We start from the raw sequence: 11,411 nt of genomic DNA on the forward strand, positions 1-11,411 counted from the left end.
CGAAAGGGGCACCACTGTGAACAGCTTCTGGGACTTCCTCATCTGGCTCTTCTGGTTCTATGTGCTGATCGCGTGCATCTGGATCTTCATCACGGTGATCATCGACATCTTCCGCGACCACACCCTCAACGGGTGGGCGAAGGCGCTGTGGGTGATCTTCCTCGTGTTCCTGCCGTTCCTGGCCGCGTTCATCTACCTGATCGCACGCGGCAAGTCGATGGCCGAGCGTCGCATGGAGGAGACGCAGCAGATGCAGGCCCAGAACGCCGAGTACATCAGGAACGTGGCGGGCACCGGCGGCACGTCGTCGGCGAGCGAGATCGAGACGGCGAAGCGGCTGCTCGACTCGGGCGCGATCACCGCAGCCGAGTACGAGCAGCTGAAGGCGAAGGCGATCGCCGGGTAGCCTCCGCGCTCGCGAGAGCGACGGCGGCCGCGCAATTGGGGGGTGCGCGGCCGCCGTTTCGCGCGCGAACGGATGATTCGAGCCGGTGCCGCTCAGTCCATCAGGTCGAGCCGGCGGAGGATGAGCCCTTCGCGGAGCGCCCAGGGCGAGACCTCGAGCTCGCGGACGCCGAAGGCGCGCATCGCCTCGGAGAGCACGACCGCGCCGGCCACGATCTGGAAGGTGCGGTCGGCGGTGATACCCGGGAGCGCCGGGCGCGCATCGGCCGGGATCTTCGCGAGCCTGGGCGTCCAGTCGTCGAGACCGCGGCGGGTGAGCACGTAGCGCTCGCTCGAGCCGACCCCGTCGGCGACGTGGCCGGCGAGCCTCGCGAGCGAACGGATCGTCTTCGACGAGCCGACGACGTGATCGGGCGCCGGGAGGTCGCGGAACGCGCCGACCTCGCCGGCGAGGAGGTCTCGGGCGTGGGCCCGCAGTCGCGCGACCTGCTGTTCGGAGGGCGGGTCGTCGGGCAGGAACTCGACGGTCGATCGGCCGGCGCCGAGCGGCACCGACCGCGCGACATCCGGAATCTCGTCGACCCCCTGGGTGAGTTCGAGGGAGCCTCCGCCGATGTCGAAGAGCAGGAGGTTGTCGGCCGACCAGCCGTACCAGCGGCGGACGGCGAGGAAGGTCAGGTTCGCCTCGTCCTCGCCCGGGAGCACCTGCAGTTCGACGCCGGTCTCGCGGGCGACGCGGGCGAGCACCTCCTCGCCATTGGCGGCCTCGCGGATCGCCGAGGTCGCGAACGGCAGGAACTCGTCGATGTCGGCCTCGCGCGCCGCGGCGGCGGCGGCGACGACGGCCCCGATGATGGCCGCGATGCCCTCTTCGCTGATCGCCCCCTCGCCGTCGAGATAGCGCATGAGGCGCAGCACGGACTTGTGCGAGGTCTGCGGAATGGGGCGGGCGCCGCGGTGCGCGTCGACCACGAGGAGGTGCACCGTATTGGAACCGACATCGAGAACACCGAGACGCATGTTGCGAGCGTAGTCGGTGGCGGGCATGCATGCCGTAGCGTTTTCGTGCATACTGATGCGACTGGGACGTTTGTCCCACTTCGTCGGCATCGCAGTCGAGAGGAGCAACGTGGCCCGAATTCCCGCATCCGAGCGACGAGCCGCGCTCGTGGCCGCCGCGCTCATCGTCGTCTCCCGCAAGGGACTCGCCCAGGCGACGACCCGCGCGATCGTCGCCGAGGCCGGCATGAGCCTCGCGAGCTTCCACTACGCGTTCGAGTCGCGCGACGAGCTCATCGACGAGCTCATCTCGACGGTGGTGGCCCGCGAGCAGCAGGCGGTCACGCCCGAGGAGGTCGAGGGGCTCACCCTGTTCGAGCTCGTCGAGGCGGGCATCCTCCGCTACTTCGAGCACCTCAAGGCCGATCCCGAGCACGAGCAGGCGATGCTCGAGCTCACCCAGTACGCGCTGCGATCGCCCGAACGCCAGCCCCTCGCCGCCGCCCAGTACGAGAAGTACATCGCCCTGGCGGCGCAGTCGCTCGAGCTCGGCGCCGAACTCGCCGGTGCTCGTTGGACGGTCCCCGTGCGACGGGTCGCCCGCGTGCTCATCGCCTTCACCGACGGGCTCACCCTCACCTGGCTCGTCGACCGCGACGACGACGCCGCCCGGGCGGTCGCGCACGCGGCCGCCGACGCTCTCACGAGAATGGCCGACACCCGATGACGCGTGCCGACGCCCCCGGCGCCCCCACCACCCCCGCGGCTTTCGCCGAACCCACGCGCCGCATCGGCGCCGGATGGATCGCGTCGTTCGCGACCGTCTGGTTCGGCATCTGGATGGCGCAGCTCACCCCGGTGCAGCTACTGCTGCCGGCGCAGATCGACGCCGAGCTCGAGCCCGAGCACTGGGTCGACTCGGTTGTCGCGTTCGGCACCATCTCGGGGATCGCGGCGATCGCGACGATCATCGCCTACCCGCTGACCGGCGCGCTCTCCGACCGCACGAGCTCGCGGTTCGGCCGGCGCCGGCCGTGGATCCTCATCGGCGGCCTGGTGTTCGCGGCCTCGCTCGTGGCGCTCGGCCTCCAGACCGAGATGTGGGCGATCGGCACCGCGTGGGTCGTGGCATCCATCGGCTTCTGCATCATGACCGCCGCGCTGACCGCGACGATCTCCGACCAGGTGCCGGTGAACCAGCGCGGATTCGTGTCGGGGTGGATGTCGGCGCCACAGGCGGTCGGCATCATCGTCGGGCTCATCCTCGTGACCGAGCTCGTGACCGACGCCTCGCTCGGCTACCTCCTGCTCGCGGTGCTCCTCCTGGTGCTCGCGGTGCCGTTCCTCACCCGGCACGACGAGCCGCTCGCGCCGTCGCTGCGCACCCCGATGACGCTGAAGAGCATCATCTCGGGCTTCTGGATCAGCCCCAGGAAGCATCCCGACTTCGGCTGGACCCTGCTCAGCCGGGTGCTCGTCTCGACCGGCAACGCCCTCGGCACGAGCCTGCTGCTCTACTTCCTCATGTTCCAGCTGAACGACGAGAACGCCGAGGCCGACCTCATCGTGCTCACGCTCATCTACATGGTGTTCGTGATCATCGCGTCCCTCGTCGGCGGCAAGCTCTCCGACCGGCTCGGTCGGCGCAAGCAGTTCGTGTTCGTCGCCTCGGCGCTGCAGGGCGTCGCGGCGCTGCTGCTCGGCCTGTTCCCCGACCTGACCGTCGCGATGGTCGGCGCCGGACTCCTCGGCCTCGGCTACGGCTGCTTCCTCTCGGTCGACCAGGCGCTCGCCACCCAGGTGCTTCCCGATGCCACCTCGCGCGGCAAGGACCTCGGCATCATGAACATCGCCTCCGCCGTGCCGCAGGCCGTCGCCCCGATGATCGGCGCCGCCGCGGTCGTCGTCTCGGGTTCGTTCATGCTCGTGTTCCTGCTCGGCGCGGCCCTGTCGACCGCGGGGGCGTTCGCGGTCGCCCGAGTGCGGAGCGTGCGCTGATGACGATGCTCGACCTGAGGAAGACCGGCAGTCCCACGACCGACGCCGCGAGCTGGCGCACGCCAGCCGATTACTGGCCGCGCCTCACCGGTGCGACCGCGCACCTCGACGCCCCCGTCGGCGCCCTCCACCTCGGCGCACTGCGCCACAACGCGCTCGACATGCTGCGACGGGCGAACGGCACGCCGATCAGGGTCGCGTCGAAGTCGATCCGGGTGCGCAGCGTCATCGAGTCGCTGCTCGCCATGCCCGGGTACGAGGGCGTGCTCGCGTACACCCTCGCCGAGGCGCTCTGGCTCGCCGACACGGTCGACGACATCGTCGTCGGCTACCCGACGGCCGAACGGGCGAGCCTACGCCGCCTGGCCACCGACCCGGTCGCGGCGGCGCGCATCACGCTCATGGTCGACTCGCCCGCCCAGCTCGACCTCGTCGACGCGGTGCTGCCGCCCGGCAGGCGCGAGACGATCCGGGTCTGCCTCGAACTCGACGCCTCTTGGGATGCCCCGGTGCTCGGCCACCTCGGCGTGCGACGTTCTCCCGTGCACGCCCCCGCCGACGCCGGCGCGCTCGCCGCCTACATCGTGCGCCGCCCCGGCTTCGCGCTCGTCGGCATGATGTCGTACGAGGCGCAGATCGCGGGGGTCGTGAACCGGCCCGCCGGCCGGCCCGTCGACGGCGCCGTCAACCGCTGGATGCAGTCGCGTTCGATGCCCGAGCTCCTCGAGCGCCGCGCCCGTGCGGTCGCCGCCGTGCGCGAGCACGCCGAGCTCGAGTTCGTGAACGGCGGCGGCACAGGGTCGCTCGAGCGCACCTCGGCCGATCCGGCGATCACCGAGATCGCTGCGGGATCCGGCCTGTTCGGCGGCCACCTGTTCGACGGCTACGAGCACTTCACTCCCGCCCCCGCTGCGGCGTTCGCCCTCGACGTGGTGCGCCGTCCGAGCGCGGCGCACGCGACGATCCTCGGCGGAGGCTGGGTCGCCTCTGGCCCGCCCGCGCCCGATCGGCTGCCCCGCATCGTCTGGCCCGAGGGGCTCGTCATGGAGCCGCGCGAGATGGCCGGCGAGGTGCAGACGCCCGTGTCGGGCCGGGCGGCGCGCCGCCTCGGGGTGGGCGACCGGGTCTGGTTCCGCCACACCAAGTCGGGCGAGCTCGCCGAGCACCTGAACGAGTTCGCCGTCGTCGACGGCGACGAGACCGTGGAGACGATCCCGACGTATCGGGGAGAAGGGAAGGCGTTCCTGTGACCGCGACCGGAGCCGTGTGGCGCAACTGGGGCCGAACCGAGCAGGCTCGGCCGCTCCGGGTGGAGCGCCCCGCCTCGCCCGAGGCGGTGCAGCGGGCCGTGCAGTCGGCGGCGGCGAGCGGCCTGCGCATCAAGCCGGTCGGCTCGGGCCACAGCTTCACGGGCATCGCCGTGGCACCGGGCGTGCAGCTCGACCTCACCGCGCTCTCGGGCGTGATCGACGCCGACGCGGCGACCGGCCGGGTCACGCTGGCCGCGGGGACCCGCCTGCACCAGCTGCCCGCGCTGCTCGCGCCCTACGGCCTCGCACTGCCGAACATGGGCGACATCGATCGGCAGACGATCTCGGGCGCGACCTCCACCGGCACCCACGGCACCGGGCTCGGCTTCGGCGGCCTCGCCACCCAGATCGTCGCGGCGAAGCTCGTGACGGGTACGGGCGAGCTCATCACCGTGAGCGAGACCGAACGGCCCGAGCTCCTGCCCGCCGTCCGTCTCGGCCTCGGCGCTCTCGGCGTCATCGTCGAACTCACCCTGCAGCTCGTCCCGCGCTATGTGCTGCACGCCGTCGAGGAGCCCGAGCCGCTCGATCAGGTGCTCGCCGAGTGGATGCCGCGCGTGCAGGGCGCCGACCACTTCGAGTTCTACTGGTTCCCGCACACCGCGCAGGCGCTCACGAAGACGAACACGCGCCTGCCGGGCGATGCCCCGCGCAAGCCGCTCGGCACCTTCTCGCGCTGGGTCGACGACGAGCTGCTCGCGAACGGCCTCTACCGCGGCATCTGCGCCCTCGGCAAGGCGGCGCCGGCGGCGACCCCGTTCTTCGCCCGGCAGGTCGACAAGTTCACGGGCGACCGCGACTTCGCCGACTTCTCGCCGAAGGTGTTCGTCACGAACCGCACGGTGCGGTTCCGCGAGATGGAGTACGCGGTGCCGCTCGAGGCCGTGCCCGACGCGTTCCGCGAGGTGCGCGAACTCATCGAACGCAAGGGGTGGCGGGTGAGCTTCCCGATCGAGGTGCGTGCCGCCGCGGCCGACGACAACTGGCTCTCGACCGCGCACGGTCGCGACTCCGGGTACATCGCCGTCCACCGCTACTTCCGCGAGGACGAGCGCGAGTACTTCTCCGCGGTCGAGGACATCATGCGCGCGTACGAGGGCCGGCCGCACTGGGGCAAGATGCACACCCAGACGGCCGAGACCCTGCGCGGCGTCTACCCGCGGTTCGACGACTTCCTCGCCGTGCGCGAGCAGCTCGACCCCGAACGGCGATTCCAGAACCCCTACCTCGAGCGCGTGCTCGACGGGGTCCACGCGCGAGTCTGAACCGACGAACGGCGGAGGCCCGAGGCATCCGCCGTTCGTCGATCTCACACGATCAGAGGCCGAACTCGGCGAGCCATTCGTCGACGACCGGGATCTCGACGCGCTGGTAGCCGCCGAGGTACCGGCAGTTCGAGGTGTAGCCGTAGCTCGTCACCGCGACCAGTTCGCGGTCCAGGAACACGGGGCCGCCCGAGTCGCCGAAGCACGTGCCTCCGGTGCCCCACGGGTCGTTCTCGTTGCCGTTGGTCTGCAGGATCTGCGGGGTGAGCTTCTGCCCGGGCATGTCGACGTAGCGCCGCAGGATCGGGTAGCTCTCGGGCTCGGGCTTCTTGTTGTCGCCCTCCTGGCGCACCTCGGTGCCGTAGCCGACCGCGGTGAACAGCGTCTTCGAGAGCGCGCGCTGCGGAATCTCGTCGAGGGTGCCGGTCGCCGCGATCTGCGGGTATCCGTCGCCGTGCGAGGCGAGCGGCTCGTCGAGCACGATCACGCCGACGTCGTTCCAGTTGCGGGTGTCGGTGAAGTCGGAGTACTCGGGGTGCGTGTACGCGGTGCCCGAGACGTAGCCCGCCGCGGCGAGCTCGGCCGAGGTGTAGCCCGCGGCAGGGTCGGCGGCGACCGGCAGGAACGACGGCGGGGCGTCGTCGAGGAAGGTGTCGAAGGTGACGAGCGTCTTGCCCAGGGTGCCGAGCGTGCAGTGCGCCGCAGTGATGACGACCGTCGGTGAGACGAGGGTCGCGCTGCAGCGGTAGCGGCCGGTGCTGTCGTAGAACGCGATGAGGCCCACGTCGGGGTGGAGCTCGCGGTCGGGCGAGCCGCCGGTCGAGGCCTGTGCCGGTGCGGCGCCGAGGGCGAGGCCGCAGACGGTGGCGACGACGGCGAGGGCTGCGAGAAGTGGCTTGCGCATCGAACTCTCTTTCGGTCGGGTGAACGGTGTGACGATCATGCTCCCGGCCGGGTGCCGATGTCGAGAGGAACGCGCGAAAGCTGCGTCAGGGGGTGCGTCGGCGCAACGTGATCGACCCGAGGACGATGGATCCGACGATCCACGCACCGATCACGAGCAGTTTCGTCGCGATCCACTCGGGCGACTCGCTGTCGGCGGCGACCGCCTGCAGCGCGTCGATCGCGAAGCTCAGCGGCAGCCACTCGCTGATCGCCTCGAGGGCGGCGGGCAGCTGCTCGCGCGGGATGAAGATGCCGCCGAGCAGGATCTGCGGGAACACGAGCAACGGCATGAACTGCACCACCTGGAACTCGGTCCGCGCGAACGCGCTCGCGAGCAGGCCGAGGGCGGTGCCGAGCAGGGCGTCGGCGACGGCGACCGCGAACAGCAGCCAGATCGAGCCCTCGATCTCGAGGCCGCACACCCAGACGGCGAAGGAGACCGCGATCGCCGTCTGGAACACCGCCAGCAGGCCGAAGGCGAGGGCGTAGCCGAGGATGAGGTCGCCCTTGCCCATCGGCATCGAGAGCAACCGCTCGAGGGTGCCGCTGCGGCGCTCCCTGAGGGTCGAGATGCTCGTGACGAGGAACATCACGATGAACGGGAAGAGGGCGATCATCGCCGGGCCGATGTCGGTGAAGACGTCGGTGTCGACGAAGATCCAGGCGACGAGGCCGATGAGCAGGCTCGGCACCACGAGCAGGAGCGCGACGGTGCGGTGGTCGTGCCGGATCTGGCCGAGCACCCGGCCCGCCGTTGCGAAGGTGCGGGTGAAGGTCATCGGGATGCCTCCTCGTCGGCGTCGCGCGGACGCAGGTCGGGTTCGCCGCGCTCGATGAGCCGGAGGAACGCCGTCTCGACGTCGTCGGTGCCGGTCACCTCGAGCACCCCGTGCACGGTGTCGTCGGCGAGCAGCGCCCCGTCGCGCATGAGCAGCAGCCGGTCGCAGCGCTTGGCCTCGTCCATGACGTGACTCGAGACGAGCAGCGTGGTGCCGTCGGCGGCGAGGGTGCGGAACATGTTCCAGAGCTCGACGCGCAGCACCGGGTCGAGACCGACCGTCGGTTCGTCGAGCACGAGCAGCTCGGGGGAGCCGAGGAGTGCGGTGGCGAGCGACACCCGGCTGCGCTGCCCGCCCGAGAGCGTGCCCACGAGCCGGCGCTCGACCGAGCCGAGGTCGGTGCGTTCGATCACACGCGCGACGTCGGAGGCGGGCGCGCCGAGGACGCGGCGGAAGTACACGAGGTTCTGGCGCACGGTGAGGTCGTCGTAGACGCTCGCCTGCTGGGTGACGTAGCCGACCCGCCGACGGAGCTCCGCGGAGCCCGCGGGGCGGCCGAGCACCTCGATCGTGCCCGACTTCACGAGCTGCACGCCCACGATCGACCGCATGAGCGTCGTCTTGCCGCTGCCGCTCGGCCCGAGCAGGCCCACGATCAAGCCGCTCGGCACTGCGAGGGAGAGGCCGTCGAGCACGGGCATGCCGCCGCGGTGCACGTGGAGGTCCTGCACGATGATCGCCGCCGGTGCCGACGGCTCGTGCAGCGGGGCACTCGAGTTGCTGGTCATGTGCCGAATACTTCGCCCTCACCGAAGCTCCTGTCAAGACGCCCCGTGTTCCTTCGAGTCTCATGGGAACGGCCGCCGCCCGGAGACGGCCTCGGTAGGATTGCAGAGCCCCGAGAACACGCAGCCGAATGCCCCTAGGAGTCCGCGCCATGGAATGGCTCATCCCCGTCCTCATCGTCGTCGCACTCGTGCTGGTCATCGGCATCTACCTCTGGGCGACCTACAACTCGCTCGTCACGCTCAACGTGCGCGTCGACGAGGCGTGGAGCGACATCACGGTGCAGCTGAAGCGCCGTGCCGACCTGATCCCGAACCTCATCGAGGCGGTCAAGGGCTACGCCGCGCACGAGAAGAGCGTCTTCGAATCCGTGACGCAGGCGCGCGCAGAGACGCTGCAGGCGCAGGGCCCCGCCGAGGCCGGTGCCGCCGAGAACCACATGCAGCAGGCGCTGAAGTCGATCTTCGCCGTCGCCGAGGCGTACCCGCAGCTGCAGGCCAGCCAGAACTTCCTGCAGTTGCAGTCCGAGCTCGTCGACACCGAAGACAAGATCCAGGCGTCGCGCCGCTTCTACAACGGCGGCGTGCGCGAGCTCAACACGAAGATCAAGGTGTTCCCGAACACACTGTTCGTGCGCGGCCTCGGCTTCCACGAGCGCGACTTCTTCGAGGTCACCGAGCCGGCGGCGATCGCCGAGCCGCCGCGCGTCCAGTTCTAAGGGCCGGCGTTGTACCGCGCGATCGCGAAGAACAAACGCAACACCGTCTTCATCATCCTGTTCTTCCTCGCCATCATCGGCGGGCTCGGCTGGCTGGCAGCGACCATCTACAACGACCTCACGATCGTCATCGTGACGCTCCTCGTGGCGACCGGGTACGCGCTCGTGCAGTACTTCACGGCCGACCGGCAGGCGCTGTCGATGTCGGGCGCGGTCGAGATCACCTCGAAGGCCGAGCACCCGCGGCTCTGGCGCACGGTCGAGAACCTCTCGATCACCACGGGCACGCCGATGCCGCGCGTCTACGTCATCTCCGATCCGGCCCCGAACGCCTTCGCGACCGGCCGTGACCCCGAGCACGCCGTCGTCGCCGCGACGACCGGCCTGCTCGAGATCATGGACGACGCCGAACTCGAGGGCGTCATGGCGCACGAGCTCGGCCACGTGCGCAACTACGACATCCGCCTGTCGATGATCGTGTTCGGGCTCGTCGTCGCCGTCGGCTTCATCTCGGACATGCTCGTGCGGATGGCGTTCTTCGGCGGGCGCAACAACAACTCGAACCCCGTCGTCATGGTCTTCGGGCTCGTCGCCATGCTCATCGCACCGCTCGTCGCGAGCATGGTGCAGCTCGCGGTCTCGCGTCAGCGCGAGTACCTGGCGGATGCCACGGGCGCGATGACCACCCGCCACCCCGACGCGCTCGCCCGCGCGCTCGCGAAGCTCGACGCGTACGGACGGCCGATGCAGCGGCAGAACTCGTCGATGGCCCACCTCTGGATCGCCGACCCGCTCAAGCCCGGCGTCATGGACCGCCTCTTCGCGACGCACCCGCCGATCGCCGACCGCATCGAGCGCCTCGAGAAGATGGGCGGCAGCTTCTAGGCTGCGACGATCGCGCGTGCGCGTGCGCGGGCGTCAGGCGGCCGCCGCGGCCAGTTCGCCCGCGAGGGCGGGGGAGAGATCGCCCCGGCCGGCCACGACCACCTCGTCGAGCCCCTGCCAGGCCGCCGCTCGTCGCAGCACCGGCACGAGCCGTGCCGCCGTCTCGGCGGGCACCCCGGGCTCGGCCCAGGCCGACTGCACTCGCAGCGTGCGCGCCTTGCGGTCGCTCTTGAGGTCGACACGGGCGACGACCCGATCGTCGACGAGCACGGGCAGCGAGTAGTAGCCGAACTTGCGATCAGGTTCGGGCGTGTAGATCTCGATGCGGTAGTGGAAGTCGAAGAGCCGCTCGGTGCGGGGCCGGAACCACACGACCGGGTCGAACGGCGAGAGCAGCGCGACCTGCTCGATGCGGCGGGGCCGATGCGCGTCGCGGTGGAGCCATGCCGGTGTCGGGCGCGCGCCGGTCTGCCGGCCCGGCACCTCGACCGGCAGCAGCACGCGGGCGTCGACCAGCTCGGCCACGGCCTGACGCACCGGTGCTCGCTTCATGCGCCAGTAGTCGGCGAGGTCGGCCTCGGTCGCGATGCCCTGCGCCGCCGCGGCGCGCTCGACCAGCTGTCGCACCGCGTCGGCCTCGGGCGGGGCCGAGCCCAGCAGCTCGGCGGGCAGCGCCTGCTCGGGGAGCGCGTACACCCGCTCGAAGCGCACCCGGTCGACGCAGATCACGTCGCCGGTGCGGAACATCATCTCGAGCGTGCGCTTCACGTCGGACCAGCCCCACCAGGGGCCGCGCCGCTCGTTCGCGTCGTGCTCGATCTCGCTCGCACGCATGGGGCCGTTCGCGGCGAGCTCGGCGCGCAGCCACACCGCGAGATCGCGCTGCTCGGCGACCCAGCCGCCCCAGTCGCTGCCCGAACGCCGGTACTCGTCGCGGCGGAACTCGAACAACGGCCAGAGCTCACGCGGGATGTACGCGGCCTGGTGCGCCCAGTACTCGACCATGCGGCCCTGCCGGCCCGAGGTGATGCGGTCGAGCAGCCCCCGGTCGTAGTGGCCGACCCGGCTGAACGCCGGCAGGTAGTGGCTGCGCTCGAACACGTTGACCGAGTCGATCTGCAGGAGTCCCAGCCGATCGACGACGCCGTTGAGGGCGCGCGTTCCCGCGGCCTCGGGGTGCGGCCGGGCGAAACCCTGCGCGGCGAGGGCGATGCGGCGGGCGAGAGCGGGACTGACGACGTCGACCATGATGCATCCGACGCTACCGCCGACGACCGACATGGCGACGCCGTTCACGATCGCGTCGCGCACGACATGCCGA

General features: G+C 70.7%; 12 protein-coding genes. 7 read left to right on the forward strand and 5 right to left on the reverse strand.

Annotation, left to right across the window (positions count from 1 at the left end):
* Positions 1 to 16 precede the first annotated feature (16 nt).
* Complete coding sequence (locus tag GQQ93_RS13210) at positions 17 to 406, forward strand: SHOCT domain-containing protein (protein WP_157424704.1); 390 nt, start codon at positions 17 to 19, stop codon at positions 404 to 406.
* A 92-nt stretch (positions 407 to 498) separates the two neighbouring features.
* Here GQQ93_RS13210 and GQQ93_RS13215 read toward each other — a convergent pair whose 3' ends face one another.
* Positions 499 to 1,425 carry a Ppx/GppA phosphatase family protein gene (locus GQQ93_RS13215; RefSeq protein ID WP_157424705.1) on the reverse strand — a complete coding sequence of 309 codons (927 nt, stop codon included), beginning with the start codon at positions 1,423 to 1,425 and terminating at the stop codon, positions 499 to 501.
* Positions 1,426 to 1,534: 109 nt separating this feature from the next.
* Here GQQ93_RS13215 and GQQ93_RS13220 point away from each other — a divergent pair, with 109 nt between their 5' ends.
* From GQQ93_RS13220 to GQQ93_RS13235, 4 genes are read left to right on the forward strand one after another with little or no spacing between them, the layout of a single operon-like run.
* Positions 1,535 to 2,131: a TetR/AcrR family transcriptional regulator gene (locus GQQ93_RS13220; RefSeq protein ID WP_170296198.1), complete on the forward strand. Its 597-nt coding sequence runs from the start codon at positions 1,535 to 1,537 to the stop codon at positions 2,129 to 2,131.
* Entirely contained in the window at positions 2,128 to 3,402 is a 1,275-nt protein-coding gene (locus tag GQQ93_RS13225) for an MFS transporter (protein ID WP_157424707.1), read from the forward strand. Before GQQ93_RS13220 ends, GQQ93_RS13225 begins: the two co-directional genes overlap by 4 nt.
* A 5-nt stretch (positions 3,403 to 3,407) precedes the next feature.
* Positions 3,408 to 4,652 (forward strand): alanine racemase, encoded by a 1,245-nt coding sequence (locus GQQ93_RS13230; RefSeq protein ID WP_157424929.1) that lies wholly within the window; start codon positions 3,408 to 3,410, stop codon positions 4,650 to 4,652.
* Entirely contained in the window at positions 4,649 to 5,977 is a 1,329-nt protein-coding gene (locus GQQ93_RS13235; RefSeq protein WP_157424708.1) for a D-arabinono-1,4-lactone oxidase, read from the forward strand. Before GQQ93_RS13230 ends, GQQ93_RS13235 begins: the two co-directional genes overlap by 4 nt.
* 52 nt (positions 5,978 to 6,029) lie before the next feature.
* Here the strand turns inward: GQQ93_RS13235 and GQQ93_RS13240 are convergent, their stop codons facing one another.
* The 3 genes from GQQ93_RS13240 to GQQ93_RS13250 all read right to left on the reverse strand — a co-directional run bounded on the left by GQQ93_RS13240 (position 6,030) and on the right by GQQ93_RS13250 (position 8,489).
* A complete protein-coding gene (locus GQQ93_RS13240; protein WP_157424709.1) occupies positions 6,030 to 6,881 on the reverse strand; it encodes a S1 family peptidase in 852 nt (283 codons plus the stop codon).
* Between the two features lie 85 nt (positions 6,882 to 6,966).
* On the reverse strand, positions 6,967 to 7,701 hold the full coding sequence (locus GQQ93_RS13245; RefSeq protein ID WP_157424710.1) for an ABC transporter permease: 735 nt from the start codon (positions 7,699 to 7,701) through the stop codon (positions 6,967 to 6,969).
* Positions 7,698 to 8,489, reverse strand: coding sequence for an ABC transporter ATP-binding protein (locus GQQ93_RS13250; RefSeq protein WP_157424711.1), 792 nt, complete (start codon positions 8,487 to 8,489; stop codon positions 7,698 to 7,700). Before GQQ93_RS13250 ends, GQQ93_RS13245 begins: the two co-directional genes overlap by 4 nt.
* A 149-nt stretch (positions 8,490 to 8,638) precedes the next feature.
* Between GQQ93_RS13250 and GQQ93_RS13255 the strand changes: the two genes are divergently transcribed.
* Together GQQ93_RS13255 and GQQ93_RS13260 are read left to right on the forward strand one after the other, a co-directional pair.
* Complete coding sequence (locus GQQ93_RS13255) at positions 8,639 to 9,205, forward strand: LemA family protein (protein WP_157424712.1); 567 nt, start codon at positions 8,639 to 8,641, stop codon at positions 9,203 to 9,205.
* A 9-nt stretch (positions 9,206 to 9,214) separates the two neighbouring features.
* Positions 9,215 to 10,090, forward strand: coding sequence for a M48 family metalloprotease (locus tag GQQ93_RS13260; protein WP_157424713.1), 876 nt, complete (start codon positions 9,215 to 9,217; stop codon positions 10,088 to 10,090).
* A gap of 33 nt (positions 10,091 to 10,123) precedes the next feature.
* On the opposite strand, the gene GQQ93_RS13265 is transcribed toward GQQ93_RS13260, so the two are convergent.
* Positions 10,124 to 11,401: a winged helix-turn-helix domain-containing protein gene (locus GQQ93_RS13265; RefSeq protein ID WP_343032748.1), complete on the reverse strand. Its 1,278-nt coding sequence runs from the start codon at positions 11,399 to 11,401 to the stop codon at positions 10,124 to 10,126.
* Positions 11,402 to 11,411: the final 10 nt, after the last annotated feature.

It is taken from the genome of Agromyces lapidis (assembly GCF_009749405.1).
In the GTDB taxonomy this organism is placed as follows: domain Bacteria; phylum Actinomycetota; class Actinomycetes; order Actinomycetales; family Microbacteriaceae; genus Agromyces; species Agromyces lapidis.

Excerpts from the sequence above, each read along its gene's own strand:
- GQQ93_RS13215 (WP_157424705.1), bottom strand. The coding sequence starts at position 1,425 with ATGCGTCTCGGTGTTCTCGATGTCGGTTCCAATACGGTGCACCTCCTC.
- GQQ93_RS13225 (WP_157424707.1), top strand. The coding sequence starts at position 2,128 with ATGACGCGTGCCGACGCCCCCGGCGCCCCCACCACCCCCGCGGCTTTC.
- GQQ93_RS13230 (WP_157424929.1), top strand. The coding sequence starts at position 3,408 with ATGCTCGACCTGAGGAAGACCGGCAGTCCCACGACCGACGCCGCGAGC.
- GQQ93_RS13240 (WP_157424709.1), bottom strand. The coding sequence starts at position 6,881 with ATGCGCAAGCCACTTCTCGCAGCCCTCGCCGTCGTCGCCACCGTCTGC.
- GQQ93_RS13245 (WP_157424710.1), bottom strand. The coding sequence starts at position 7,701 with ATGACCTTCACCCGCACCTTCGCAACGGCGGGCCGGGTGCTCGGCCAG.
- GQQ93_RS13250 (WP_157424711.1), bottom strand. The coding sequence starts at position 8,489 with ATGACCAGCAACTCGAGTGCCCCGCTGCACGAGCCGTCGGCACCGGCG.
- GQQ93_RS13255 (WP_157424712.1), top strand. The coding sequence starts at position 8,639 with ATGGAATGGCTCATCCCCGTCCTCATCGTCGTCGCACTCGTGCTGGTC.